Origin of the sequence: Penaeicola halotolerans (assembly GCF_016464625.1) — a bacterium.
GTDB classification, from domain to species: domain Bacteria; phylum Bacteroidota; class Bacteroidia; order Cytophagales; family Cyclobacteriaceae; genus Penaeicola; species Penaeicola halotolerans.
Window position 1 is genome coordinate 119,112 of record NZ_JAEAGO010000005.1, and the last position, 26,184, is coordinate 145,295.

Sequence of the window (26,184 nt, forward strand, 5' to 3'; positions counted from 1 at the left end):
TTTCAGTAGGCTCTTTTACTATATCGCTATGATTCATACATTCATTGGCAATTTTGGTCACCTCATGGTGATCGTCTCATTCGTCACCTCTTTGTTGGCAGCTTATGCATACTTCAAAGTGGCCAATGAGCAGCAATTAGATCAAAAAGAGTCTTGGAGAAAGTTTGCCCGTGCCTCTTTCTATGCACATGCACTCTCTGTGGTAGCTGTAGTCTATGCGCTTTTCCACATCATCCTCAATCAATACTATGAGTACCACTACGCTTGGGCACACTCTAGCAAGGTGCTTCCACTAGAGTATATCATAGCCTGTTTTTGGGAAGGTCAGGAAGGAAGCTTTCTTATCTGGATACTTTGGCATGCTTTACTAGGTATAGTCATCATCAATACCAATAAGTTTTGGGAAGGCCCTGTGATGACTGTCTTTGCCTTGGTTCAGGCATTCTTGGCTTCTATGATCCTAGGTGTTGTCATTGGTGACTTCAAGATCGGTAGTTCACCATTTATGCTGACAAGAGAAGTGATCTCCGCACCGATCTTCCAGATAGACCCCAATTTTGTCCCTGAAGATGGTACAGGCCTCAACCCACTGCTTCAAAACTACTGGATGGTCATCCACCCTCCTACTCTATTCTTAGGGTTCGCAGCTACACTTGTGCCATTTGCCTATTTGATAGCAGGTCTCTGGCTCAAAAAATATACGGAGTGGATCAGACCAGCACTTCCTTGGTCACACTTTGCAGCACTAGTATTGGGTGCTGGGATCATCATGGGGGCATATTGGGCTTATGAGACACTGAACTTTGGAGGATATTGGAACTGGGACCCAGTAGAAAATGCCGTGTATGTGCCTTGGCTGATCTTGGTCGCAGGTATTCACACGATGATTACCTTCAAAAAGAGTAACACTGCTCTCAAAAGCTCATTTGTTTTGATCATAGCAGCTTATGTCTTGATTCTTTACAGCACCTTCCTCACTAGAAGCGGTATCCTTGGCAATGCCTCCGTTCACTCATTTACTGACCTAGGCCTTTCTGGTCAGCTTCTGGTCTATTTATTATTCTTTACACTAGGAGCCATCATCTTAGCTGCTCGCGCTTGGAAGGACATTCCTTCATCAGAGCGTGAAGTTTCGATGTATTCGCGAGAGTTTTGGATTTTCTTGGGCGCTACAGTACTTACTTTGATGGCATTTCAAGTGATCATCCCTACTTCTATCCCTGTTTACAGTGCGATCATCGAGGCATTTGGTGGCATCTCTAATATCGCTCCCCCAGCAGATCAAGTAGCCTTTTACTCTAAGTTCCAACTGTGGTTTGCTGTAGCAGTAGCCATTCTATCGGGTGTTGGTCAGTTTTTCTTTTGGCAAAAAATGGATGAAACCAAGCTCAAAAGTGAACTACTTACGCCATACATTGTCAGTCTGGTGCTGACAGCGTTGGTAGTTACTTTCGCCCAAGTATTTGACATCAAGTATATCATAGCATTAGCAGCAGGACTATTTACGATCACAGCCAATGTGAAAATACTAATAGGACTCCTCAAAAAGAGCTCTTTCAAACTAGCTGCTGGATCCTTTACGCACATCGGTGTGGGTCTGATGCTCATCGGTACTATGTTTTCTTCAGGCTACTCAGAGACCATTTCTATCAATAGATCTGGTTTTATCTTCAACAGAGAGTTCCCAGACGAGGTCAATGTAGAACACGTGCTCCTTTTCTATGATGACCCTATCAAAATGGATGACTATGAGGTGGTCTATAAAGGACGACTCAAAGAAGTCAAAGGCATCCCAGGCTATGTTCCTTATCAACAAATGATCTTCACTGATGACCCTTATGTAGCAATCGCTGAGACCGATATCACTGTAGACGGTAAAGTATATGCGGCTAAAGGTGCTCGATTAGACATCTATCAGCCTGAGAATACTTTTTACGAAGTGACTTACAAAAAAGGAGGCAAGGATGCTTTTACCCTCTATCCTAGAGGCCAGATCAACGAGCAAATGGGAGATGGGATATTAGCCTCGCCAGATATCGAAAAATACTGGGATCATGACCTCTACACCTATGTATTCTCTATCGTGGATGACACTCAGCGTAAGTGGAGTGACGTAGAAAAACAAACAGTCAAAATAGGCGAACAATTCATCCTCAATGACTATGTGGCTACTTTCGAAAAAGTCGAGACTATGGACACCTTAGAAGGTGAAGCATTGGCAGACGGAGAAGTAGCGCTCATGGCTTATGTCAAAATAGAAGGCAAAGAAAGTACGCAATACCTCAAGCCTATCTATGCAATCAAAAATGGCATGGTTGGCAGAGTAACTGATACAGACAATGAATTGGGCTTGAAAATCACCTTGGCAGGTATCAACCCTGAATCGGATAGTTTTGAATTTAACACACAGTCCACGCAAAAAGACTACGTGATCATGAAAGCCATCGTGAAGCCACATATCAATATCCTTTGGATTGGAACGCTAGTATTGATGTTTGGCTTTGGACTAGCTATTTATAGAAGGTACACGGAGTTCATCAAGATGCGAGATAAAGGAGTGGAATAAAATTGAAAAGAGACTAGTTTAATCGCTAGTCTCTTTTTGTTTAGGTGACATATTTACTTAGATTTAGCTAAAGAATTTACAAATCAACACGTCCCTTGTACTATCAAATAGCCCTCATCGGATCAGGCAATGTTGCTTGGCACTTGGCTCCCGCACTAGAAGCGGCAGGTCATACTGTAAGAGAAATCTACAGCAAAAACCCAAAGCACGCTGAACAACTAGTAGGTCGACTGTATGAAGCGGAAGTTAAAAGTGACCTAGACTTTTCAGAAAGTGATTCTGAGATATTTATCATAGCCGTTTCTGATAGTGCTATCTCAGCCATAGCTGATAGTATCATCCTGCCAGAAGGAGCTATCCTAGTCCATACTTCAGGTAGTACCGAACTTAGTGCTTTAGACTATTCATCTGCTAGCTACACTGGCATTTTTTATCCTCTACAGACTTTTAGTAAGGCTAGAGAGATGAGTTTTGACCATGTCCCTATCCTACTAGAAGCCGATGATGATCAAGTCAAAAAACAACTCAAAGATCTCGCAAAGTCAATTTCTCAGCAGGTTTACTTTGTGAATACAAAGGATAGAAAGGGGCTTCACGTAGCAGCAGTTTTTGCTAGCAACTTCACCAATCACATGATCCGTATCGCGGAGGATATCATGCGAAGACAAGGGCTCGACTTCGAGATGTTAAAGCCCCTGATTATCGAGAGTATCAGTAAAAGTCTAGAAATGGGCGCAGCTAATGCACAAACTGGGCCTGCTAGACGAAACGACCTAGAGACGATGGACAAACACTATCAGTTTTTGCAATACAATGAGTCGCTCGCAAATATTTATAGACAAATCTCTCAAGACATCTTAGACGCTTACTGAGAAGATTGTTATTTCCATCTAGTCGGTGTAATTTTAAGCAAGCAAAATACTCTCCATGACATCGGCTAAGCAAGTACCTTCTAACTTTTCCTTGACTGGATTGATCCGCATGGCCAGAGTCAGCAACTTGCTAATCGTAGCATTGGCTCAGTACATGACAGCGATCTTTCTTATTGGCAGTGCCGACTATTGGGATTACTTGCTTGATGTCAAGCTATTTTTGCTTTGCCTAGCGACCATCGTCCTCACGGCCTCAGGCTACATCATCAATGACTACTACGATATCAAGATAGACTATATCAATAAACCTGATAAAGTAGTCGTAGGCAAGCTACTTAAGCGCAGAGTCGTGATGGTGATCCACACCATACTCAATATCATCGGTGTGCTCCTTGGTCTACTCGTTAGCTATCAGATAGGCCTCATCTGCTTAGGTGCCTCCTTCCTGCTATGGCTTTACTCCAATCAGCTTAAAAGACTTCCCTTTGTAGGAAATTTAGCAGTAGGATTATTGACTAGCTTAGCCATCCTACTAGTAGATTTGTATTATGAAAGCGGTGAGCGACTAGTGCTTACCTATGCCATCTTCGCTTTGTTTATTACCCTCATCAGAGAAATCATCAAAGACATCGAAGACATGAGAGGCGATATGCGACATGGCTGCTTGACGCTTCCAATCAAATATGGAATCCGCAAAACCAAAAATATTATCTATTGGCTGAGTTTCGGCTTTGTATTGACACTGATCATCGTCACGATCAGCACTAGCAATGTCTACCTGATGAGTTACTTTGGTCTATTAGGAGTGCCCTTTGTCTGGTTCCTTTACAAACTCAGTAGATCGGACAAAAAAAGAGATTTTACACACCTTAGCAGATACTGCAAATGGCTCATGCTTGTAGGCATTATCAGCATGGTATTTTTATAAATGATATCTATGAAAAAAATAATGATCCTAGCTTCTGGAAGTGGTAGCAATGCCGAACAAATCATGAAGCATTTCCAACAATCTAAAGTTGGTAAAATAGCCTTGATCGGCACCAATAATCCTAAGGCTGGTGTCATCCAAAGAGCTGCTAGATTTGATGTCCCTGTCATTGTTTTTAGCAAGTCTGAAATGGCCGATGGACAACTCACTCAACTTGCCAAAAAGCATGACATAGATCTGATCGTATTAGCAGGGTTTCTCTTGAAAATCCCAGAAGATCTTATCCATGCCTACCCACAGCAAATCGTCAACATTCATCCAGCACTTTTGCCCAAATATGGGGGGAAAGGCATGTACGGTCATCATGTCCATGAAGCTGTCAAAGCTGCAAGTGAATCTGAGTCTGGTATCACCATACACCTTGTCAATGAGCACTTTGATGAAGGGAAGATACTTTTTCAAGCAGCAGTACAACTAGAGCCTACAGATAGCCCTGAGATGATCGCACAAAAAGTACTTGAACTAGAGCATAAATATTTCCCAAAAATCATTGAAGACCTGCTTAAATAGTCCAAAATATATACCTTTGCACCTTCATAAATTTCACAAGCCTCATGTCAGTTAAAAAAATACAATCAGCCTTAATATCAGTCTATTACAAAGATCGCCTAGAACCTATCATTCAATTGCTCAAACAGCATGGAGTAAAAATCTACTCAACGGGTGGCACTCAGACTTTTATAGAAGAGCAGGGTGCTGAAGTGATCGCTGTGGAAGACTTGACAAGCTATCCATCTATCTTCGGTGGCAGAGTAAAAACACTTCATCCTAAAGTTTTTGGAGGTATTTTGCATAGACGTGGCCTAGAGGCAGATGTCAAGCAAGCAGCAGAATTTGAAATACCAGCTATAGACTTAGTGATCGTAGATTTATATCCTTTTGAAGAAACGGTGGCTTCTGGTGCAGCTGAGCAAGATATCATTGAGAAAATCGACATCGGAGGTATCTCATTGATAAGAGCTGCCGCTAAAAACTTCCAAGATGTACTAATCGTAGCGAGCAGAGAGCAGTATGAGACTTTAGAAAAAGTGCTCATCGAAAACAATGGCGGAAGCACTTTAGCTGATAGAAGACATTTTGCTGCAAAGGCATTTGATGTCAGCTCTCACTACGATACACAGATATTCAATTACTTCAATCAAACAGAAGAAATCCCTGTTTTCAAACAAAGTGAGCGTAAATCAAGAAGCCTCAGATATGGAGAAAACCCTCACCAAAAAGGTCAGTTTTTTGGAGATTTGGACGCTATGTTTGAGCAACTGAACGGTAAGGAACTATCTTACAATAACCTAGTAGATATCGATGCGGCTGTTGCTTTGATAGAAGAGTTTAAAGGACAAACAGCCTTTGCTATCCTCAAACACACAAATGCCTGTGGTGTAGCGGTGGCAAATTCTGTGAAAGAAGCTTATTTAGCAGCTTTTGCTGCGGATACTGTTTCTGCTTTTGGAGGTGTGCTGATTAGCAATCAAGCCATAGACCTTGCTGCTGCTGAGGAATTAAATAAGTTATTCTTTGAAGTATTGATTGCCCCTTCTTATGATGCGGACGCCTTATCGCTTCTTCAAAGCAAGAAAAACAGGGTATTACTCGTTCAGAAAAAGGACTTGGAGACAAAAGTGCAGCATAAAACGCTACTCAATGGAGTCATCATCCAAGATAGAGACCTCGCTACAGAAGGTGTATCTGACTTCAAAACAGTCACTAAAAAAGCTCCATCTGAATCAGAGAAAGATGCTTTGGCCTTTGCACTTAAAGTTTGCAAACACACTAAGTCAAACACCATAGTCCTATCAAATAACCAGCAACTATTTGCTAGTGGAGTAGGACAAACATCTAGGGTAGATGCCTTGAGGCAGGCTATTGAAAAAGCACAGTCTTTTGGTTTTGATCTCAAAGGTACCGTAATGGCTTCGGATGCTTTCTTCCCATTTCCTGACTGTGTAGAGATCGCTCATCAAGCAGGAATCTCCGCGGTCGTACAGCCTGGAGGCTCTATCAAAGATCAAGATTCTATCGACTACTGTGACCAAAATGGCTTAGCTATGGTATTTACAGGAGTTAGACATTTTAAACATTAATATGAACTGAAAACCAGAATATTTAACAGAACTTGTTATATATTTAAGGTGATTCTCAAGACACATTTTGAATTTTAATCAAGCAACATAAAGCATGGGATTCTTTGACTTTTTCTCAAGTGATATTGCCATAGACCTTGGTACGGCCAATACACTCATCATCCACAAGGACAAAATAGTGGTAGACGAGCCATCCATTATAGCGATAGATAAGACTACTAACAAAGTGCTAGCCGTAGGCCGTGAGGCTATGAACATGCACGAAAAAACTCACGAAAATATCCGTACGATCAGACCTTTGAAAGATGGGGTGATCGCAGATTTTCATGCCGCAGAGATGATGATCAGAGGCATGATCAAAATGATCACTGTCAATAAAAGAAGCTTTTTCCCTAGCTCTCACAGGATGGTAATCTGTATTCCTTCTGGTATCACTGAAGTAGAAAAAAGAGCGGTACGTGACTCTGCTGAGCACGCAGGTGCTAAAGAAGTCTACATGATTCATGAGCCTATTGCAGCAGCGATCGGTATCGGTATAGATATAGAAAAGCCTATGGGGTCTATGATCGTAGATATCGGAGGTGGCACTACTGAGATCGCAGTAATTGCCCTATCTGGTATCGTCTGTGATCAATCTATCAGAGTGGCCGGTGATACATTTACCAAGGATATCCTCGACTACATGAGACGTCAGCACAACCTGCTTATCGGAGAGCGCTCTGCTGAAAAAGTTAAAATCGCCATAGGATCTGCACTAACAGAACTGGATGATGCTCCAGAAGACTATGAGATCAGAGGCCGTGACTTGATGACAGGTATTCCTAAAGTCATCAAAGTTTCTTACTCAGAGATCGCTTTTGCACTAGACAAGTCTGTATCTAAAATAGAAGAAGCAGTACTCAAGGCACTAGAGATTGCGCCACCTGAGCTTTCTGCTGACATCTATGACAATGGTATTCACCTCACAGGTGGTGGTGCATTGCTCAAAGGATTAGACAAAAGACTACACCAGAAGACCAAACTCCCTATCCACATTGCAGAAGATCCATTGAGAGCTGTAGTGCGAGGTACGGGTACGGCTCTTAAAAACTTAGACGCTTTCAGAACTGTATTGATGACCTGATTTGAATGCAAAGGATATTTGAATTCCTCTTTAGATTTAGAGCGTTCTTCTTGTTTTTACTATTGGAGGCCATCGCTGTATGGCTCATAGTCTCCAATAATGGAACACAAGGTGCGCTCTTTTTCAATTCATCTAACCGCATAGCGGGCAATATCTTTGAAACAAGATCCTCTATTCGAGAGTACTTTTCACTCAATCAAGTAAATAGTGATCTGGCCAATCAAAATGCAGCGCTCCTCAATAAACTGGAAGATTACGAGCGACTATTTGTCAATACAGATAGTCTTAGACCAGAATTGATGCTGATAGATAGTATGACACTTGCCAATTATGAGTTTCTCTCGGCTAAAGTCATCAATAATTCCGTACGAAGAGCTCAAAATATCCTCACGCTCAATAAGGGAAAAAATGCTGGCATAGAAACAGGCATGGGAGTATTCAATGAGCAGGGTATTGTAGGCAGGGTCAAGGATGTCTCTGATAAATTTTCTACAGTCATCTCTATCCTACACACTGAGTCACTGGTATCATCCGTTTTGCAATCTAGTAATGTATTTGGCACGACACGCTGGGATGGCGTCAATCCTGACGAGGCGAGCCTACTCTATGTGCCTAGACACGTCACTGTCACAGTAGGTGATACTGTAGTCACATCTGGATACAACTCTGTCTATCCCGAAGGTCTCAAGATCGGAGTGGTCAAATCAGTAGAGAGAGGCACAGAAGCCACCTTTTATGACATCAAGATCAATCTATTGACTAATTTCAGTAGTCTATCTTATGTCTACTTAGTAAAAAATAAAAATCTGCCAGAGATCGATTCTCTGCAACAAGTATCAGGAGTAATCAATGAACAGTAATCAACTCATCAAAAGCAGCGTGAGTATCATCCTAATGATGATCGTACAGGTGATTTTCTTTAAGAATCTCGCCTTGTTCGGAGTAGCATTCTGCTTTTTATATACAGGGATTATTTTGTTACTTCCTATTCAAGTGAAGCCTGTGTTTGCATTGGTTATGGCATTTCTCTTAGGACTAATACTGGATATCTTTTATGATAGCATCGGCATTCATACAGCTGCGTTTGTATTGATGGCTTATCTTCGTTTCCAATGGCTCAGAGTGGTGACTCCTACAGGTGGTTATGATGCTGATATCACCCCTAGTACTCAAAACTTAAGTGTAAGCTGGTTTGCCTCTTATGCCTTTCCATTATTATTTATACATCACTTGGCTTTCTTCTACATAGAGTCCATATCGCTAAATATTTTCGGTTTTATTTTGCTCAAAGCTTTCAGCTCTGCTATCTTAACATTGATCGCACTAATAATCATGCAAGGGCTTTTCTATAGCAAGCGAAGAACGCTATGAATGACAATCGAAAAAATATCATCCTCATCTTCATCGTATTGGTTGGCTTGGTCTTATTAGTAAGACTTTTTTTCATCCAAGTAGTCAATGAAGAGTTTAAGCGAGCCGCTGACAACAATGCTGTGCAGCGACTAGTGGACTATCCGTATAGAGGCTTGATCTATGATCGTCATGATAAATTGCTAGTATACAATGACCCAGTCTTTGATTTGATGGTCATTCCTCGCAATGTTCAGATCAAAGACACCACTCTTTTCTGCAACTTATTTAAGCTGACCAAAGAGGAGCTTATAGAGAAATATGAGGTTGCTCGCAAATACTCTCAGGTAAAACCCTCGGTATTTATTAAGCAAATTTCTAATGCTGATTTTGCTAAAATTCAAGATTATCTAATTGATTTTAGAGGTTTTTTTATCGTGTCTAGGTCTGTCCGCGCTTATCCTGAGCCCATCATGGCCAATGCACTCGGCTATATCGGTGAGATCAGTAAGAGGCGCTTAGAAATCGATACTACCAAATATTATAAGTCGGGTGATTATATTGGTATCGGTGGTATGGAAGCCTATTATGAGCAGACTCTGAGAGGAACTAGAGGTGCCAAATATCGGCTCGTCAATGTCCGCGGGGTAGAAAAAGGAAGCTATAAAAATGGTGAGTTTGATACGCTATCTATCCCTGGCAATAACATCATCTCTACGATAGATCGAGACTTGCAGAAGTATGGTGAGTTTCTCATGAATGGCAAGGTGGGCAGTGTAGTAGCCATAGAGCCTAGCAGCGGAGAAATTCTAGCCATGATCTCTGCCCCATCATATGATCCTAATCTGCTCACAGGCGCACAGTTTAGTGAGCAGTACGCCAAACTCAATGCAGATACTACAAAGCCACTTTTCGTAAGGCCAATCATGGCTATGTATCCTCCAGGGTCTATCTTTAAGATCGTGCAGTCACTCATAGGAATGCAGGAAGGCGTTTTCAATGAAAATACCATTTTCCCATGTAACAAATCACTAGTCAACTGCCACGTACATCCCAATCCAGTCAATCTAGAAGGAGCGATTCGCTACAGCTGTAATCCTTATTTTCATCAAGCCTATAAGCGCATCATCAATCAGGAACTTTCTCCAAACGACTTCACTGACTCAAAACTTGGACTGGATAAGTGGAAAGAACAAGTTCTCAAATTTGGATTGGGTCAGCCATTAGGAGTTGATTTATTCAATGAAAGAGGTGGCCAAATCCCCGGCAGCAACTACTATGACAAAATCTATGGTGCGGGTCGCTGGCGTTATCGTACCATCTATTCCCTCAGTATTGGACAGGGTGAGATGCTCGTCACACCACTTCAGATGGCTAATTTAGCGGCATTGGTAGCTAATAAAGGCTATTATTACACTCCTCACCTAGTCAAAAGCATCACTGGCGATGATGATATAGATCAGCGCTTCAAAGTGCGAAACGAAAGCGGTATAGATGCCAAACACTTTGATATCGTGCATGAGGCGATGATCAAAGCGGTATCTGGTACCGCTGCTAGAGCCGTCATGAAAGATATCGTGATGGCGGGTAAGACTGGAACAGCAGAAAATCCAGGGGTGGACCACTCTGTTTTCATAGCCTTTGCGCCAGCAGAAGATCCTAAAATCGCCATAGCAGTGTATGTTGAAAATGCGGGCTGGGGTGGTCGTGCAGCGGCTTCTACTGCAAGTTTGATGATTGAGAAATACCTCAAAGGGCAGATCACAAGACCTGCCTTGGAGGAATATGTATTAAAAGGAGAATTTATCTACTAAGTGAGACAGCAAGACATCCATATCGGGAAACTAGACTGGGCCAGTGTACTGCTTTATGCTGTGCTTGTATTTTTGGGCTGGCTCAACATCTACGCTGCTGTCTATGATGAGCAAGTACCCAAAAGCATCTTTGACCTATCGATCAACTCTGGGATTCAACTGGTCTGGATTGCTACAGCTGTCGTACTCATTCTCCTGATTATGATTGTAGACTTTCGATTTTTCGAAAGTTTTAGTTTGATTTTTTATGGAATTTTCATCATCCTCTTAGTCTTGACACCATTCTTAGGAAAAGAAATCAATGGACAAAGAGCTTGGTTTGAAATCGGTGCCTTTAGGCTACAACCCGCAGAATTTGCCAAATTTGCCACAGCCCTAGCACTCGCTAAGTTCATGGAGAGACCTAATGTCAAACTCTCAGAATTCAAATATCAAGTACAAACAGTCGGGCTGATTATGTTGCCAGTGCTATTGATCTTACTGCAACCTGATACAGGTACAGCCATGGTGTACAGTTCATTTTTCATTATGCTTTACAGAGAGGGTTTGCCTCAGAACTATTACATCATTGGTATCGCAGCAGTTTTTGTTTTCATCTTAACCATTGCAGTTGAAAACAGCCTAGCCGTCTTGATCAGTATCGCTGCTGTAGGCTTATTGATTATTCTTTTGGGTAAAAAGAAAACTAAACGTATCCTTTTTATCAGCTTTCTGACAGTATTTACCATGGGGATCAGTTACTCCGTAGATCAAGTAGTCGAGAAGCTTCCACCACATCAGCAGAATAGAATCAAGGTGCTATTCAATCCTAACATCGATCCGCTCGGTGTGGGCTGGAATGTCACGCAATCCAAAATCGCCATAGGCTCAGGCGGGCTGACTGGCAAAGGCTATTTAGAAGGTACGCAAACGAAATATGACTTTGTACCTGAGCAGGTGACAGACTTCATCTTTTGTACACTGGGCGAAGAGTTTGGCTGGTTTGGGAGCTTTGTAGTCATTAGCCTTTTTGTCCTTTTGCTTGGCAGATTACTCTATCTAGCAGAAAGGCAACGCTCCAGATTCGCTCGTGTCTATGGATATGGCGTAGTGTCTATCCTATTTTTCCACTTCGCGATCAATATAGCTATGACCATTGGCTTATTCCCTACGATAGGAATTCCATTGCCTTTCTTTAGTTACGGAGGTTCTTCCTTATGGTCATTTACGATCATGCTATTCATCTTTCTCAAGCTAGATGCACACCGCATCCAAGTGCTCGGAAGGATGAGTGGCTAAGCCCTAAACCTGCGATAGACCAAAGCCAATAACTCTTCTACCTCCTCTGAATCTGGATCCCATGTATTTGCATATTCTGCATTGAGTATAGAGATCGCTTGATCAAAAGAATTTGCTTCATCCAAACCCTTGATGGCAGATTTGAAGGCTTCTTCATTATTTTTGAAAAGTGCATTGATGAACATGAACCTTTGATTGAGATTGATATTTCCAGTGATTTTATCCAGTTTGGTTTGTCCAAATCGTGTAGCATCACTTGCAAAAAACTGTTGAAAATATTTAGCATCAAGTACTCCAGCTTTCTTTTGACTTTGTGATGGCACTTCCTTTTCAGGAGCATTTGACACGACCTCTTCTGTCTGTTTGGCTTCAGTTTTCACTTCAGCTCTTTCGATAGTTTCTTGCTGTGAATCTTCTACAGTATCAAAGAAAGAAGTACTTTCAGAAGCTGAAGCCTGTTCACCCTCCTCAGATTCCTTTACTCCTAAAGCACCTAGATCTATCGGGATCACTTTCGCTAGTTCATCCGCTAGTTTATGATAATCCAGTTGATCAAAATCAAATTGAGCAATCTGCTTCAATACCTGATCGCTAGAAAGCTCAGATTTGCCAGAATCTTCCATTTGAGAGATTAACTGATCCACCAAATTCGAGTGATAAACAAAATACTTCTTAATCTCTTTGAGCGTCTTCAGTGATACTTTGGTATGCTCAACAGTATTAAAATAGCGCTCAAAATATACCCGTGGCTCCATATAAAGCGATACCATATCTTGTACCGCTTCTATCATCAATGGCTCTAAATAATCGGCTTTGACCGAGATATGTCGAGAAAGCACATTCATTGTCTCTTGAATAGCCTGCTTCACTTCTAGTGCTTGGTAGTCAAAATAGGGACTTTTTAGCTTTTCTATTTCTTTTTTCCATCGCTCAAAAATGTCCTTGAGCACAAAAAGGTTAACTTGCCGATGTGGTGTCAATTGAAGTAGCTCTTGCCCTGTAGCTTGCGCTTTATTTTGAAAAAATCGCCCAACAACTTGGTGCGTATATGTGTCACTATATTGTTTGAGGTAGGTTAGATTTAATTTGCTGCCCATTTCTATATTTGATTAATTTGCAAAAGCGAGATCGATGCCTAAAATAGTCATACAAAACCTGTATAACAAACGTGTTGCCACAAAGCGTCATGATAAAAAAGTTTTGGACATCATCCATGAAAATCAAATTGACTGGATGCATGCCTGTGGCAAAAAAGGCCGCTGCACTTCTTGCAAAATGATCGTAATAGAGGGCATGGAAAATTTAAATCCTCTCACTGATCGCGAGCAAAACTATAGAGACCTACATCGGTTAGCAGACAATGAGCGCCTTAGCTGCCAAAGCACGCTACTAAAAGGTGAATTAGTCATTCGAGTAGCTGAAAAAAATAAGTTTCCACACATGGATTATAGTGAATAGCGCATGTTTATAGAGTCATATTTGGGGAAAAATAAACCAGGATCAGGTAAAGCCGGCTGTATAGAGATCATCTGTGGGTCCATGTTTTCAGGAAAAACAGAAGAGCTCATCCGCAGACTGAATCGCGCTATCCTCGCCAAACAGAAAGTAGAAATCTTCAAACCTGCTCTCGACACACGCTATCATGAGTTTGATGTAGTCTCTCATAATGAAAATGCCATCCGCTCTACTCCTGTTCAATTTGCAGAGGATATCCTCCTGAGAGCTGGTAACTGTGATGTGGTCGGTATAGATGAAGCCCAGTTTTTTGATACACAAATAGTAGAAGTGGTTGTCAAACTAGCTAATGCTGGCAAACGTGTCATCCTAGCAGGTTTGGATATGGATTTTGCTGGGAAGCCTTTTGAGCCGATGCCACAACTGATGGCTGTAGCTGAATACGTGACCAAGGTGCATGCTATCTGCATGAAGTGTGGTGATTTGGCCTCTTATTCTTTTAGGCTGAGTGATTCTAAACAAAAAGTAGTCTTGGGAGAAAAAAACGCCTATGAAGCTCGCTGCCGCAAATGTTTTTATGAAGATAAAGCTTAGCTTGATTGGCCTATTGCTCTGTGTGATTGCGGTATCATCGCAGGCGCAGACAGAGATCCCTACTGGCAGTTGGCGCTATCATTTGGTACAGACTGAGGGACTCTCTTTAGCCCAAACAGCTACTCATATCTATTGTCTCACGAGACAGGGCATCATCAGCTACTCACTAGCAGAGCAGCAAGTCAAATCACTCTCCAAACTCAATGACCTTAGTGCCAACAATGCCTCTGCAATCGCTGCCAATGACACACAACTGATCGTAGGCTACCCAAGTGGGACGATCGATCTAGTCAATGATCGCGTCACAAGGATCAGTACACTAGCCCAACTCAATACTGCTGAAAGTAAATTCATCCGAGACATAGAAGTCTCTGGGCAAATAGCCTATGTTGCAACAGACCTAGGCGTGATCTTACTCGACCTACAAGAAAAAATCATCTCAGATAGCTATCGACAACTCAGCAACACAGGTGAAAATCTCCCCATATCAGGACTTTCACTTCATGGCACAAAACTCTATCTGGCAAGTCCAGAAGGATTACTGATAGGTGATCTAAATGACAACCTGCGTGATTTTGCTATATGGCAAAGGAACGAACTTCCGTCTGGTCTAGCTGCAGCCGACATCCAAGTGATAGATGAGGAGCACGTACTCATTAGCGATGTTCAAGGAACGCTTTACCTATGGTCGGAGATGAGCTTTGAGGCAATTAGTCTACCTACTGATGTGATTTATCAAATCAAAAAACTGGATGAGAATGGTCTCGTCTTTACAGACTGGGGTCAGTTTAACGTCACACAATCAGGAGAGTTTTCATTGATCAGTGACGATGCTGATCTTCGAGACTTTTTGACTACTAATAGTACTATCTATCAAGCAGATGCTATCCTAGGGTTAACAGTCCTCCAAAACGATCAAAAAATTGCTAAACGACCTAATGGTCCTGAGCGAATACCTAATCGCGTTCGCTTTGCTAATGGAACAACCTATGCTTTGGGCAGTGATCGCATAAGTCGATTCTCCGAAGGAAGATGGACTAATGATGTCAGTGAGTTTATTTTAAATGATGTAGCCTATATAGCTAATGGTCAGACCACCTATTTCATCACGCCAAGTCAAGGCATCATCGCCTCTTCAGGAGCTAGCACCCTGCTCATTGACCAAAATACCCCTGAAGTAAGCTTTTCTGCTACTGCGGACGGCTTGCTTTTTTCTCAAATCCTCACCAATGCCAATGGCGAACTGGTCTTATACCAAAACAACACACCGCTTGGGCTACATATTCTAAATGCCGAAACTGGCTGGCGAGCACCCTTAGGTGGTACAGCACTTCGTCCATTAGACATGACTGCCAGCATAGCTAATGACTACTGGCTAGGTACTGAAAGTGGTCTCTATATATGGAGAGAAAGTCCATCGGTCTTTAGAAGACTTAGTACACAAAATACCATCCTTACTAGCAACCGCATACAAGCACTTGATCAAGATTCACAACAAAACTTATGGATCGGTACCGATAGGGGTTTGTATATTTTACCTTTTGCTGTGGACATTCAGACCAACCGAAGCTTAGAAATCATTCGTCCAATTTTCGATGGCAGAATATTATTTCAAGAGGAAAACATTACCTCTTTACTAATAGATCCTGCCGACCAGATATGGGTAGGAACAGCCCAAAATGGCCTTTGGTTATTTGCAAATAATGGCAGTGAACTGATCTCGCAATTTACAACAAGCAACAGCCCACTGCCTAGTAATGAGATCCTAGACCTCAGCCTGCAGCCAACAACAGGCGAGCTGTTCATACTGACGCCTCAAGGGCTAGTTTCGTACAGAGGGCAAGCTACAGAGCCTTCGGACAGTCAAACCGATATCAAAATTTTTCCTAATCCTGCTACCCCTGGACAGCCAATCAATATCACACAAACTACTGAAAACGCCCTTATCAAAATCACTACGGCCTCTGGCAGACTAGTCAGAGAACTCAACAGTCTAGGTGGAAGCATTCTCTGGGATCAACTGGACTATAGAGGGCAGCGCGTCAGTACTGGTGTGTACTTGGTCTTCTTGAGCGATGTGCTCGGAGTAGAGAAAAATGTAGGTAAAATAATCATCCGCTAAGATGCTAGTCAAGACCACCGGTATCGTACTCAACTATCTTAAATACCGAGAAACTTCGATCATTTGTAGGATCTTTACCCGTGAGCTGGGCTACCGCAGCTATATCATCAATGGTGTCCGAAGTGCCAAGTCCAAACCGAAAATGGCACTTTTTCAGCCACTCACCCTCACAGACTTGGTGGTATACAACAAAGATAGTCAAGGCCTCAACCGCATCTCTGAGATCAAGTGTAGCTTTCCATTCAAACAGATTCCTTTTGATTTTCAAAAGTCCGGAGTAGCCATGTTTTTGGCAGAGATCATAGACAAATGCCTCCAAGATGGCTATGAAAATGAAGCCCTTTTTGACTTTCTCGAAAATATCATCCGATGGCTAGATGAGTCCAACAGTCCACTAGGTAGCTTTCCGATCAAGTTTCTACTACTCTTTAGCGGATACTTAGGCTTTGCACCAGAAGATGCCGAAGAGGTCTACGAGCAGCTCTTCCCACAAATCAACTATGGTGACTTTGCCAAAGCAGAAAAAGCCCTGCTCAATCAATTACTAAAATCTGATGGACAGTATGAAAAAGTCCCTATCCAAACCAAAAGAGACCTATTGGATCACTTACTTGCCTTTTATAAGCTGCACCTTGATTACCTCACAGACATCAAGTCCTTGGCTATATTGAGAGAAATTAGTTGAGGAAAAAGGTCATTTACCATTTATTTTTTATATTTATCAAATAACTTTATTTTTAGTTAACCAAACTTTCTCTTATGATAAATCTACACGCCATGTACCAACGAGCTATTTACCTCCTAGCAGTGACGTCCCTGATAGCCTCTTGTCAAGAATCTAAAGAGGAAAGAAAAAATTACGAGTTAGTAGCCAGTGGAGAATTCATCAAGCTACCTGTAGATGAGACTACTCCAAATGTCAGCATGGGGCTTACCACTTATGAGCATTACTTGCTCAATGTCAATATGAGAAATAACTCACTCCAGCTCTATGACCTAGAAGAAAGTCAACTCATCAAAAAGATAAAGTTTGAGATGGAAGGACCAGATGGAGTGGGAGATATTCTAGGAGTATATTTTCACAACTTGGATAGTATCTTTTTATTCTCTCAAGTCCTACCTCAGATAGTCTTGACAGATACTTCTGGAAAAGTGAAACAAGTGATCAAATACACACAGCCCGATGGATATGCCACTGCATTTGTACACAACAGCTACTATCTGAGCCCTCCACTTTTAATAGATGGAAAGCTGCGTGTCAAGACACACCTACCAGGCAACTACCTAAACATGACAGAAGAAAAGCTGTCCCAAGCAGCCATAGGATTAGAGATAGATCTGAAAACTGCTAAGGTCAATCCACTAAATGTCAAATATCCAGCAGGCTATCTGGAGAGTGGACTCAAATTCTTTGAAACAAGCATCGTCTTTGCAAAAGAGCAAATCACTTATTCGATCACGGGTAGTCACAACCTCTATCAAGCTGATGACGCTGGCAACATGAGAGAAATATCCGTCAAAAGCAACCTTATGGATGAGACCATGCCCTCACTCTCTACTGCTCCTGAGCGAAATGAAATCATAACTTACATGTTGGGAGGCGCTAGGTATGAAAGCTTACTCTATGATACCTACAGACAAGTTTATTACAGAATCGGCTATCCTGAAGCTCAAGTGACCAGTGAACAAGATCTTAGGGCATTAAGAGAAGCACCAGGACCCTTTGTCATTCAAGTTTTTGACAAAACATTAAAACTGATAAGTGAAAAACGCTTTGAAGCAGGAAAATACCTAACGAGTAATCTTTTCATCACCAAAGAAGGCCTCTACCTCTCTATCAATCACATGGACAATCCTGTCAATGAGGAAGATACCATGCAGTTTGAAAAAATAGCTTTGGAGGAATTGTAAAATAAAAGCCGCTGTGATTCAGCGGCTTTTCCAACTTATTTGATTTGCTTTAAAACTTCAGAGATGTCGTATTCAAGTATCTTCTCCTCACTAGGAGCTATTCCATAAAGCTTCCCTCTCACCTCATCGATTTCTATAGATGTTAAAAAGTTTGGAATACTAATTTCAGCCAACTGATCTCCATCCCAATCATAGATTTTAATACCAACATCTGAAATATCCTGAGTGATATAAGTCTCTAGTGTCTCGTTCAAATAAAGTGTATAAATTAGATTTTCACTAACACTTACGTCCTGATAGAAAAACTTAGCATTATCTGAGTTTCCGTCCATATTTACTCTTGCAAATTCACTTTCATATTCTGGTCCCAATACTTCTTGCAAATGCTCTCCTTTTGAATTATAAAAATCTAGGCGATCAAAACTAAACATGATGGATACGATTTTATCCTTGCTAGGGTGTTTGGCCAGCTTAGTCATGTAAAGCGCATATTTCTCATAGCTTTCCATATTATCATAAACTGCTACCTTGGGAATCATGTCGTTGTGACTAAACTCTTGAGTTGATTCATCATAAATATGTATCCTGCCTCTATTAGTTGCTTCCATTCCAGGAGTGGCTACATAAGTTTGCTCGTCTATTTTAAGAAAATCTTGATTCATGCTGTGCTTAGGATCAATCGAGAATCTATCAACTGCTTTATCTTCGGAGTTATTAATGATGGCATTGAGAGACACAGCAGAAACCTTGTTTTTGAATCTATCATAAATAGTCAAAATATAATCATTGCCCACCTTTTCTTTATCTGTTATTCTAGGTGCTAAATACTCCTCTGGTCCATCGCCAAACGTTCCATAAGCTCCAACTAGTTTGTAGTTGTTGTCTAGATCGTAAATTTTGAAAACATCGCCTTCTCCTCCAGTTTGATAAAAGAAAAGTAGATTATCGACTCGAGTCATGACACGACCCTTGATCTCTTCTGGTAAAATCACTTTTCCCTCTAAAGATACTTTGAGCACTTCCTTTTCCTCTTTGACCGAATTCTCGGAAGTACACGATGAGATAAATAGAACAAATAAAATACAGGCAATAGAATTAATTACTTTCATAAGTTTGATTGAGTTGGTTTAAGATATTAGAGATGTCATAAGTCATTGTCTTTTCTTCAAAGTAAGCTACCCCATACAGCCTCCCACGCTCCTCATCTACTTCAAAGGACATAAGGTATTCTGGAACTTCGATATTGGCTAGTTCTTGTCCCTCCCAAGAAAAGATTTTGATCTGAGTAGGGATGAGATCTCTGGAGTAGTCTTTATCCAGCTGATCATAATAAATAGCGTATATATATTTCTCAGAACCTCTGACACCCATATAAAACTTCTTCTCAGTAGCCTTATCCCCAATGAGTGACAGTTCATACTCCCGCTCATAGTTTGGAGATTTGACCTCATGAACTAGATTGCCTTCAAAATCATAAATATCTAAACGATCAAAACCCCTCATTACCGAAGCAATCAACTCTTTAGTGGGATGTTTGGCGATTCTTGAAAAATATAGATTATACTTTGGATAATCAGAAAGCTGATCAAAACGCTGATCCTTGGGAATCAACTCGTTTTTAGTAGACTCCTGTGTCAGCGTATCATAAAAGTGAAGCCTCCCTCGATTCATCACATCCAAGCCCGGTGTCCCTACATAAGTAGTATTGCCTGTCTTCACCAAAGCCGCACTCAACCCATGCTTTGGATGCATTCTAAAGGAATAGATTGGCAAGCTCTTTTCCTCATTCAAGATATCTTTCAAAGAATATACTGTTAGTCTGTATTTTGCTCTATCAAAAATACTGACGTGATAATCATCGTTTACTTGTTCTATGTCACTGATAGCCGCAGTTCTAAACTCTCCAGGTCCTTCACCCTTATAAGCAAAAGCCTTGACAAAGGAAAAATCATCATTGATATTATAGATATGAAAAGCTGCTTTCTGATCGTCTAAACTCACAAAAAGTAAACTATCTACGCGGTCAAAATTTGTGGAAAATAGTTCATCAGTTAAGAATTGATTCCCCTTGAGAGAAACCTTAATTGTTTCTATTTGCTTTTCTAAAGCAACTTCTGGTTGATTACAAGAAAAAACAAACAATGCCAATAGGCCAATTATTAATAAATGATGTCTCATTATCTAGGTGGTTAGGTGTCGGTTATTTGAAGCTAAATACATCAAAACTCATTTTATCCTCCTCGCTATCTAGGCGCATCAGATGAAGCCCTTTAGGGCTGATAAATACTTTTAGCATATTATAGACGCCTGCATCGATTGTGTACTCTCCTTGTAGTTGGAATTCCTGATCATACACCATCAGCGCATACTCCCTTAGCGGTTGCTCTTCTGGGCTTTGTGCATCATAGACACTCTCCGGCTTGCCTATGCCCACTAGCCTATAGTAAACCTCATTTTCACGGTCTAAATAGAGACTATGATAAAAGTCTTTGGACAGCTCTCTTTTAGCAAGTGCTTCTGGGCTCGCATTTCTAGCAGATTCCTTATCAGGAAATAGCGCAGTGATTTCATTTATCAGTTGACTATGAGCCAGAGGAATTTCAGTCAAGCTTCCATCAGCAAAGCGATACCGATAGAGACTAGATAGGTTTGGAAAATTAACAATAAGCTCATCCTCCTTTGGCAGATATGTAGAAGATACAAATTGAAAGGAGTTTGAAACCCAAAAACCAGATTGATAAATTTCAGGAAATTTGATGTCTAGATAGTTGATCGTCCCATCTCGGAGATCTAGCTCTGCAAAAAGTGAATAAATCTTATCGCTAAAGATTGCATTGTTAAAATACACCTTGTCACCTCTTTTAAAAAAAGGGGAACTATTTGTAGATGTTGGTGACGGGTCAACTTCTAGTTCAAATTTATCTAGATCAAATGATTTCCACTTACCTTTTAGCTTACCCGCAGTATCTACAAGAGAGATATTTTGATAAAAATCTGTAGTCACGATAGTATCAGGATGGCAATATTGAAAACCATTGACATTGACACGATTTGGACCATCCGAAGCATAGTAGTACTTGGATATCACCTGTCCTTGCGCATCAAATAGCACCAAATTTCCTTCTGCACGATTAAGTAAGATCACCGTATCCTCACCTACAGCTTGCAGGAAAAATGATTCCTGAGAAGTCCGCTCATCCAGATGCAGGTCAAAAGTACCTTGATAGATCTCATTGATTGGGGCAAGTGTGACCACTTTCGGCTCGCTATTACAAGAGATAAAGATCACAAGACTAAACAGTAAAAAGCCTCTATAAGACCAATTAATGGAACATTTAAGTCCTTTTTGTGAAAAAATCATCGTATTTTATTTATATAAAACCCTTAATAAAGGCTAAGCTAAAGGAAATAATTTTAAAATAAAATACCCTAAAATGGTGATTTTTCGATAAAAAATAAGGAGGGAAACAGTACTATCGAATAGAGATTCTTCTCTTAGTAGCAGTATAATCGCCCGCTATCGGTTCCTGACGCGTATTGAGTAAGCGAAAGCTAATCTCATACTCTCCTACTGGCAAGCCGTCCAATTGATAGGGTGCGTGACCATTCATTACTAGACGTTGAGAACCTATCTGCACTTCTAGTAGCGCATCACCACTAGCGAGTTCATCCCTAGCTGTATAGGCATCTATGATAAAAGACTGATTAGGAGAGATCACCGCACCATCCTCTGGCAAGTTGATGATCAATATGGGAGTGGATAAAGGCTGAGCAGGGACTCCTACAGCAAAGTCTCTAGCGAGGTAATTGCCATACTCCTTGAGCCCTATGCCATTTTGATCAGTGAGATAGGCAAAGAGCGTATACTGACCCTCTGATAAGGATAACTGTACTTCAGTATTGCGATATAGTTTAGGTGCTTGACCGTTAAGAGAGATTTTCAGACCATTCGCTTGCTGCGCACCAAAGATGAAGTTTTTGACATTAAAGGTAAAATCAACCTTACCCTTATTGAGTGACTGTCCATCGCTTGGCTGATAGAGCTCTAGCATCGCATCTGGATAGTCCATGACTTGCTCTACAGGGGACAAGGTCAGCGATAGTTCCTCAAGAGTATCTGCCTTGGACTCCTTCACGCCCATCGTGTCTACGCTTTGAGTCCTATATTGATAGACGATCAAAGCCACAAAAATGAGCAAAACGAGGATGAATACTTTCTTCATTTGAGGAGATGCTTTATTTGCTCCAAAGATATTTAGTATATTGTAAATTCAGCTTAAATTTGCAGGCTTTATCAAACTAAAAATCAAGCGCAATGAGTGATATATTATACGATGAAGTGCCGTCATTAGATTTGGCGGATTTCATGAGCGGAGACCCCGCAAAGAAGAAAAAGTTTGTAGCAGACTTAGGGGCAGCTTACAATAATATTGGCTTTGTGGCCATCAAAAACCATGGCCTATCAGCTGAGCTACAAGACAGGCTATATGCGGCTATCAAGAAGTATTTCTCACAACCTGAAGAAGAAAAAGCCAAGCATGAAAAACCTGAGATCGGCTTCCAAAGAGGCTATACTGGCAAAGGCAAAGAACATGCAAAAGGTAGAAATACCGGTGACTTGAAGGAATTTTATCACGTAGGACAACTCCTAGAGACTATCCCTGACAGCGATCCGATCAAAGCAGAATATCCAGAAAACGTATGGCCAGCTTATCCAGCGGAGTTTGAAGAGATCTCTAAAGAGGCTTATCAAACTATCGAGAAAGCTGGTAAAAATATGCTTCGTGCGATAGCACTCTATCTCGAGCTTCCAGAAGACTACTTTGAAAAGAAAGTAGAGCATGGTAACTCAATCCTAAGATCTATTCACTACTTCCCGATCGAGGATCCAGATAGCATCCCTGCTGATGCCGTACGTGCAGCAGAGCATGGTGACATCAACTTGATCACACTACTCATGGGAGCAAGTGCTGATGGACTTCAAGTACTCAGAAGAGACGGTAAGTGGATTCCAATCACAGCTCTACCCGAGCAACTCGTAGTCAATGTCGGTGACATGCTCGCTAGATTGACCAATGATAAGTTAAAATCGACTATTCACCGCGTGGTCAACCCTCCAAGAGAGTTGATGCATACTTCTCGATATTCGATTCCATTCTTCATGCATCCTAGGTCTGATATGGACTTGACATGCTTGCCTTCATGTATCGATGCTGAAAATCCAAAGAAATATACAGATGCTACGGCTGGTGAATTCCTAGAAGAAAGATTGAGAGAATTGGGTCTAAGAAAATAAAAGCATATTTTGGTAAAGAAGATTAGATATTACCTTTTTCTAAGAGACGTTCTACTTCTTTCCCTGACTGCATTTGGTGGACCACAGGCTTTTTTTGCCATGACAATGGAGCGCATGGTCAAAAAGAGAAATTACCTGAATGAAAAAGATCTACTCGAGCTCAATGCACTTTGTCAGATCTTACCAGGTCCTACCTCTACTCAGATTATCTCAGCAATTGGCTTTAAAATAGGCGGGGCTTACCTCGCCTATTTAGCTTTAATTGTATGGATACTGCCTGCCACTATACTCATCACACTAGCAGCTATCTTCATTTCCAGCCTACAAGACAAGGAAGCTTCTTTGGCCTTTACACGCTTCATCCAGCCGATGGCTGTAGGCTTTGTGATTTTTGCAGCACACCGTATTATTATCACAGTGATAGAAAATGTAGAAGGAGTAGTACTCATGGCGCTAGCCACGATCATTACTGTCAACTACAATACTCCCTATATTTTTCCCATCCTATTGATTGCAGGAGGACTCGCTACCGCTCTGAAATATAAAAAGCACCCTAAAGATGAAACGCCTAAGCCAATACAAATCAAATGGGCTAATTTCTTACTCTGGGGAGGAGTACTTGCTGGAGCTGCTATCATCGGTGCTTATACGCAGTATAGACCTATTTTACTCTTTGAAAATTTCTACCGAAACGGCAGCTTGATCTTTGGGGGTGGGCAAGTGTTGATTCCCTATCTCTATACAGAATTTGTAGAGTTCAAAAGCTACTTGAGCTCAGAAGAGTTCCTTTCAGGATATGCCCTGATGCAGAGCTTACCGGGTCCTACTTTCAGTTTCAGTTCTTATATAGGAGCTTTATCCTTGAGAGAATATGGACTGATGGGTCAGATTACTGGCTCACTTGTGGCTGCAGCAGGCATATTTTTACCAGGCACATTTCTGATATTTTTTGTGATTAGATTTTGGGATGGACTTAAAAGGTACCGAGTAGTACGTGCCTCTCTCGAAGGAATCAATGCTGTCAGCTGTGGGATGGTAGTGGCAGCTGCTATCATCATGTTTGACCCGATAGAAGCCAACCTGATCAATCTTTTGATCATTCTAATCACCTATTTTTTATTAGCATTCACTAAAATTCCAGCGCCACTAGTAATCATAGTAGGTCTAGCAGCTGGTTTTATCCTTCCAAGCTAAGACTTACCTCATTCTCTGAGATGCAAAGCCGATAGTTTGCCCCTATCACTAGTGGTGCATTGGAAGACAAATGACCAAAACCAAAGCCGAACCCCATAGGGACATGTTCGCCTAGGTGCATCTTAAAAATCTCTTCTAATGTATAATCAAAATCATCACCTGTCAGCCCACTAAAGTCACCAATAGCAACCCCTTTGATTTTAGCTAAATAACCTGCTCTCTTGAGCTGCACTAGCATACGATCTATTTGATAATAAGCTTCATTACACTCTTCTAAGACCAGTATCTTGTCATCAAAACGAGTGATAGAAGAAGTCCCAATGAGGTGAACTAACATGGATAAATTACCTCCTATGATAGGAGCTGATACTTCGCCAGCTACTTGATGTGGATTTTGTGTGCCATAGATCGCTTTGCTAGAAAAGGCAAATAGCAAATCTCTAAGCCGCTCCAAATCGATATGGTCTGTATGTCCATCAAAAAGCTGTGGCATAGGTCCATGAATACTTTGAATGCCAAGATGAGCTATGTGCGTCAGGAGTGCGGTGATGTCACTAAAACCTATCAGCCACTTAGGTGATCTACAAAAAGTCGTGAAGTCAACTAGATCGAGGATCCTCGTAGTACCATAGCCTCCTCTCGCTAAAAAGATAGCTTTGATCGAAGGATCATCTAGTGCTTGCTGTAGATCAGACAAGCGCTGTGCATCGCTAGCTGCTAGATAAGCCTCTGACATGAAGAGATGTTCTCCAAGCGACACTTTGAGTCCCCATGATTCGAGCATCAGTTTCGCAGCCTGTATTTTATCCTTATCTACACGCTTTCCTGTAGCTACGATGGCTACATTATCTCCTAAAGCTAATTTTTGAGGTCTGATCATTGACACAAGTTAAAATAAATGCCATAAAAAAACCGACCCTCTCAGATCGGTTTTTAAAATTTATAAGCTTTACATATTAGTTTCCTTGACCAGGAGTTGGCATCTGTCCAGCTGGAGCAGTTACGCCAAGCTTTTTCATCACTAAATCCATGAATGGATCTTCGTCTTTAGTATAAAGCAAGATAGGCGCTTGGTTAGCAGTAGCAGCGAAGATATGAGAGTATCCGTTCTCTTCAGCTACAGCATTGATCGCATTGAATACTTTCTCTTGTAGTGGAGAAAGCACTTCCTCTACCTTTCTTCTGTATGAAATTTGAGAGTCACTTTGAAACTTCTCAAGCTCTTGCTGTTGTCTTTGAAGATCAGCTTGCTGCTGGTTTCTAGCCTCTTCCGTCATTGACTGAGCATTTTGCTGGAAAGTCTGCACTTTTCTTTCGAAGTCCTGACCCTTAGCGTTTAGCTGATTGCCTAACATCGTTTGATAATCTTGCAATTCAGACTCTACTTGTTTCATTTCTGGCAACAAAGACATCAAATAATCAATATCTGCATATCCAATTTTAACAGGAGACTGTGCTTGAGCAACAAATCCGCTGAAAAGTAAAGCTAGTGCAAAAAGAATCGTTCTGGTTTTCATCTTAAATCAATATTTAGTTCAGT

24 protein-coding genes are annotated in these 26,184 nt (G+C 41.3%); 17 read left to right on the top strand and 7 right to left on the bottom strand.

All coding sequences use genetic code 11. The annotated features are described in order from the left end of the window. The first annotated feature begins 28 nt into the window (after positions 1–28). The 10 genes from ccsA to rodA all read left to right on the top strand — a co-directional run bounded on the left by ccsA (position 29) and on the right by rodA (position 12,072). Positions 29–2,566, top strand: coding sequence for a cytochrome c biogenesis protein CcsA (gene ccsA, locus I5349_RS12935; protein ID WP_226391201.1), 2,538 nt, complete (start codon positions 29–31; stop codon positions 2,564–2,566). 95 nt (positions 2,567–2,661) lie between these two features. Then, positions 2,662–3,438: a Rossmann-like and DUF2520 domain-containing protein gene (locus I5349_RS12940; RefSeq protein ID WP_226391202.1), complete on the top strand. Its 777-nt coding sequence runs from the start codon at positions 2,662–2,664 to the stop codon at positions 3,436–3,438. A 55-nt stretch (positions 3,439–3,493) separates the two neighbouring features. Then, positions 3,494–4,366, top strand: a complete 873-nt coding sequence (locus I5349_RS12945; RefSeq protein WP_226391203.1) for a geranylgeranylglycerol-phosphate geranylgeranyltransferase — start codon at positions 3,494–3,496, stop codon at positions 4,364–4,366. A gap of 9 nt (positions 4,367–4,375) precedes the next feature. Then, complete coding sequence (gene purN, locus I5349_RS12950; protein ID WP_226391204.1) at positions 4,376–4,936, top strand: phosphoribosylglycinamide formyltransferase; 561 nt, start codon at positions 4,376–4,378, stop codon at positions 4,934–4,936. A gap of 44 nt (positions 4,937–4,980) precedes the next feature. Beyond that, positions 4,981–6,507 carry a bifunctional phosphoribosylaminoimidazolecarboxamide formyltransferase/IMP cyclohydrolase gene (purH, locus tag I5349_RS12955; protein ID WP_226391205.1) on the top strand — a complete coding sequence of 509 codons (1,527 nt, stop codon included), beginning with the start codon at positions 4,981–4,983 and terminating at the stop codon, positions 6,505–6,507. Between the two features lie 94 nt (positions 6,508–6,601). After that, positions 6,602–7,630 carry a rod shape-determining protein gene (locus tag I5349_RS12960; protein ID WP_226391206.1) on the top strand — a complete coding sequence of 343 codons (1,029 nt, stop codon included), beginning with the start codon at positions 6,602–6,604 and terminating at the stop codon, positions 7,628–7,630. Positions 7,631–7,635: 5 nt separating this feature from the next. Beyond that, positions 7,636–8,490 (top strand): rod shape-determining protein MreC, encoded by an 855-nt coding sequence (gene mreC / locus I5349_RS12965; RefSeq protein ID WP_226391207.1) that lies wholly within the window; start codon positions 7,636–7,638, stop codon positions 8,488–8,490. Beyond that, positions 8,480–9,001 carry a rod shape-determining protein MreD gene (locus tag I5349_RS12970; RefSeq protein ID WP_226391208.1) on the top strand — a complete coding sequence of 174 codons (522 nt, stop codon included), beginning with the start codon at positions 8,480–8,482 and terminating at the stop codon, positions 8,999–9,001. Before mreC ends, I5349_RS12970 begins: the two co-directional genes overlap by 11 nt. Further along, complete coding sequence (locus I5349_RS12975; protein ID WP_226391209.1) at positions 8,998–10,794, top strand: penicillin-binding transpeptidase domain-containing protein; 1,797 nt, start codon at positions 8,998–9,000, stop codon at positions 10,792–10,794. Before I5349_RS12970 ends, I5349_RS12975 begins: the two co-directional genes overlap by 4 nt. Further along, a complete protein-coding gene (rodA, locus tag I5349_RS12980; protein ID WP_226391210.1) occupies positions 10,795–12,072 on the top strand; it encodes a rod shape-determining protein RodA in 1,278 nt (425 codons plus the stop codon). On the opposite strand, the gene I5349_RS12985 is transcribed toward rodA, so the two are convergent. Beyond that, positions 12,069–13,169: a DUF8457 domain-containing protein gene (locus tag I5349_RS12985; RefSeq protein WP_226391211.1), complete on the bottom strand. Its 1,101-nt coding sequence runs from the start codon at positions 13,167–13,169 to the stop codon at positions 12,069–12,071. The genes rodA and I5349_RS12985 overlap by 4 nt on opposite strands. Positions 13,170–13,203: 34 nt before the next feature. On the opposite strand from I5349_RS12985, the gene I5349_RS12990 reads away from it, so the two are divergent. The 5 genes from I5349_RS12990 (at position 13,204) to I5349_RS13010 (ending at position 18,154) form a co-directional block, all read left to right on the top strand. After that, positions 13,204–13,530 carry a 2Fe-2S iron-sulfur cluster-binding protein gene (locus I5349_RS12990; RefSeq protein ID WP_226391212.1) on the top strand — a complete coding sequence of 109 codons (327 nt, stop codon included), beginning with the start codon at positions 13,204–13,206 and terminating at the stop codon, positions 13,528–13,530. Positions 13,531–13,533: 3 nt separating this feature from the next. Beyond that, a complete protein-coding gene (locus I5349_RS12995) occupies positions 13,534–14,121 on the top strand; it encodes a thymidine kinase (protein ID WP_226391213.1) in 588 nt (195 codons plus the stop codon). Continuing rightward, a complete protein-coding gene (gene porZ, locus I5349_RS13000) occupies positions 14,105–16,243 on the top strand; it encodes a type IX secretion system anionic LPS delivery protein PorZ (RefSeq protein ID WP_226391214.1) in 2,139 nt (712 codons plus the stop codon). The genes I5349_RS12995 and porZ overlap by 17 nt, the downstream gene beginning before the upstream one ends. 1 nt (position 16,244) lies before the next feature. Next, the gene (gene recO, locus I5349_RS13005) at positions 16,245–16,928 is read left to right on the top strand and encodes a DNA repair protein RecO (protein ID WP_226391215.1); all 684 of its coding nucleotides are present in this window, start codon (positions 16,245–16,247) and stop codon (positions 16,926–16,928) included. Positions 16,929–17,002: 74 nt separating this feature from the next. Then, positions 17,003–18,154 carry a DUF4221 family protein gene (locus tag I5349_RS13010; RefSeq protein ID WP_226391216.1) on the top strand — a complete coding sequence of 384 codons (1,152 nt, stop codon included), beginning with the start codon at positions 17,003–17,005 and terminating at the stop codon, positions 18,152–18,154. A gap of 35 nt (positions 18,155–18,189) precedes the next feature. Here I5349_RS13010 and I5349_RS13015 read toward each other — a convergent pair whose 3' ends face one another. From I5349_RS13015 to I5349_RS13030, 4 genes are all read right to left on the bottom strand, one after another. Further along, positions 18,190–19,263 carry a BF3164 family lipoprotein gene (locus I5349_RS13015; protein ID WP_226391217.1) on the bottom strand — a complete coding sequence of 358 codons (1,074 nt, stop codon included), beginning with the start codon at positions 19,261–19,263 and terminating at the stop codon, positions 18,190–18,192. Beyond that, on the bottom strand, positions 19,250–20,332 hold the full coding sequence (locus I5349_RS13020; RefSeq protein WP_226391218.1) for a BF3164 family lipoprotein: 1,083 nt from the start codon (positions 20,330–20,332) through the stop codon (positions 19,250–19,252). Before I5349_RS13020 ends, I5349_RS13015 begins: the two co-directional genes overlap by 14 nt. 22 nt (positions 20,333–20,354) lie before the next feature. Next, positions 20,355–21,515 (bottom strand): DUF4221 family protein, encoded by a 1,161-nt coding sequence (locus tag I5349_RS13025; RefSeq protein ID WP_226391219.1) that lies wholly within the window; start codon positions 21,513–21,515, stop codon positions 20,355–20,357. A 112-nt stretch (positions 21,516–21,627) separates the two neighbouring features. Beyond that, a complete protein-coding gene (locus I5349_RS13030; protein WP_226391220.1) occupies positions 21,628–22,377 on the bottom strand; it encodes a hypothetical protein in 750 nt (249 codons plus the stop codon). A gap of 92 nt (positions 22,378–22,469) precedes the next feature. Here I5349_RS13030 and I5349_RS13035 point away from each other — a divergent pair, with 92 nt between their 5' ends. Both I5349_RS13035 and chrA read left to right on the top strand, forming a co-directional pair. Continuing rightward, on the top strand, positions 22,470–23,450 hold the full coding sequence (locus tag I5349_RS13035) for an isopenicillin N synthase family dioxygenase (RefSeq protein ID WP_226391221.1): 981 nt from the start codon (positions 22,470–22,472) through the stop codon (positions 23,448–23,450). A gap of 6 nt (positions 23,451–23,456) precedes the next feature. Then, positions 23,457–24,644: a chromate efflux transporter gene (gene chrA, locus I5349_RS13040; RefSeq protein WP_226391288.1), complete on the top strand. Its 1,188-nt coding sequence runs from the start codon at positions 23,457–23,459 to the stop codon at positions 24,642–24,644. Here chrA and I5349_RS13045 read toward each other — a convergent pair. Together I5349_RS13045 and I5349_RS13050 are read right to left on the bottom strand one after the other, a co-directional pair. Continuing rightward, entirely contained in the window at positions 24,628–25,524 is an 897-nt protein-coding gene (locus I5349_RS13045; protein WP_226391222.1) for a S66 peptidase family protein, read from the bottom strand. The two genes, chrA and I5349_RS13045, sit on opposite strands and share 17 nt — an antisense overlap. A 76-nt stretch (positions 25,525–25,600) precedes the next feature. Continuing rightward, positions 25,601–26,161 (bottom strand): OmpH/Skp family outer membrane protein, encoded by a 561-nt coding sequence (locus tag I5349_RS13050; protein ID WP_226391223.1) that lies wholly within the window; start codon positions 26,159–26,161, stop codon positions 25,601–25,603. Between the last annotated feature and the right edge of the window lie 23 nt (positions 26,162–26,184).

Bases quoted from the DNA above. Each gene is read 5' to 3' on its own strand.
- ccsA (WP_226391201.1), top strand. From the start codon at position 29: ATGATTCATACATTCATTGGCAATTTTGGTCACCTCATGGTGATCGTC.
- I5349_RS12945 (WP_226391203.1), top strand. From the start codon at position 3,494: ATGACATCGGCTAAGCAAGTACCTTCTAACTTTTCCTTGACTGGATTG.
- purN (WP_226391204.1), top strand. From the start codon at position 4,376: ATGAAAAAAATAATGATCCTAGCTTCTGGAAGTGGTAGCAATGCCGAA.
- purH (WP_226391205.1), top strand. From the start codon at position 4,981: ATGTCAGTTAAAAAAATACAATCAGCCTTAATATCAGTCTATTACAAA.
- I5349_RS12960 (WP_226391206.1), top strand. From the start codon at position 6,602: ATGGGATTCTTTGACTTTTTCTCAAGTGATATTGCCATAGACCTTGGT.
- mreC (WP_226391207.1), top strand. From the start codon at position 7,636: ATGCAAAGGATATTTGAATTCCTCTTTAGATTTAGAGCGTTCTTCTTG.
- I5349_RS12970 (WP_226391208.1), top strand. From the start codon at position 8,480: ATGAACAGTAATCAACTCATCAAAAGCAGCGTGAGTATCATCCTAATG.
- I5349_RS12975 (WP_226391209.1), top strand. From the start codon at position 8,998: ATGAATGACAATCGAAAAAATATCATCCTCATCTTCATCGTATTGGTT.
- I5349_RS12985 (WP_226391211.1), bottom strand. From the start codon at position 13,169: ATGGGCAGCAAATTAAATCTAACCTACCTCAAACAATATAGTGACACA.
- I5349_RS12990 (WP_226391212.1), top strand. From the start codon at position 13,204: ATGCCTAAAATAGTCATACAAAACCTGTATAACAAACGTGTTGCCACA.
- I5349_RS12995 (WP_226391213.1), top strand. From the start codon at position 13,534: ATGTTTATAGAGTCATATTTGGGGAAAAATAAACCAGGATCAGGTAAA.
- porZ (WP_226391214.1), top strand. From the start codon at position 14,105: ATGAAGATAAAGCTTAGCTTGATTGGCCTATTGCTCTGTGTGATTGCG.
- recO (WP_226391215.1), top strand. From the start codon at position 16,245: ATGCTAGTCAAGACCACCGGTATCGTACTCAACTATCTTAAATACCGA.
- I5349_RS13010 (WP_226391216.1), top strand. From the start codon at position 17,003: ATGATAAATCTACACGCCATGTACCAACGAGCTATTTACCTCCTAGCA.
- I5349_RS13015 (WP_226391217.1), bottom strand. From the start codon at position 19,263: ATGAAAGTAATTAATTCTATTGCCTGTATTTTATTTGTTCTATTTATC.
- I5349_RS13020 (WP_226391218.1), bottom strand. From the start codon at position 20,332: ATGAGACATCATTTATTAATAATTGGCCTATTGGCATTGTTTGTTTTT.
- I5349_RS13025 (WP_226391219.1), bottom strand. From the start codon at position 21,515: ATGATTTTTTCACAAAAAGGACTTAAATGTTCCATTAATTGGTCTTAT.
- I5349_RS13030 (WP_226391220.1), bottom strand. From the start codon at position 22,377: ATGAAGAAAGTATTCATCCTCGTTTTGCTCATTTTTGTGGCTTTGATC.
- I5349_RS13035 (WP_226391221.1), top strand. From the start codon at position 22,470: ATGAGTGATATATTATACGATGAAGTGCCGTCATTAGATTTGGCGGAT.
- I5349_RS13045 (WP_226391222.1), bottom strand. From the start codon at position 25,524: ATGATCAGACCTCAAAAATTAGCTTTAGGAGATAATGTAGCCATCGTA.
- I5349_RS13050 (WP_226391223.1), bottom strand. From the start codon at position 26,161: ATGAAAACCAGAACGATTCTTTTTGCACTAGCTTTACTTTTCAGCGGA.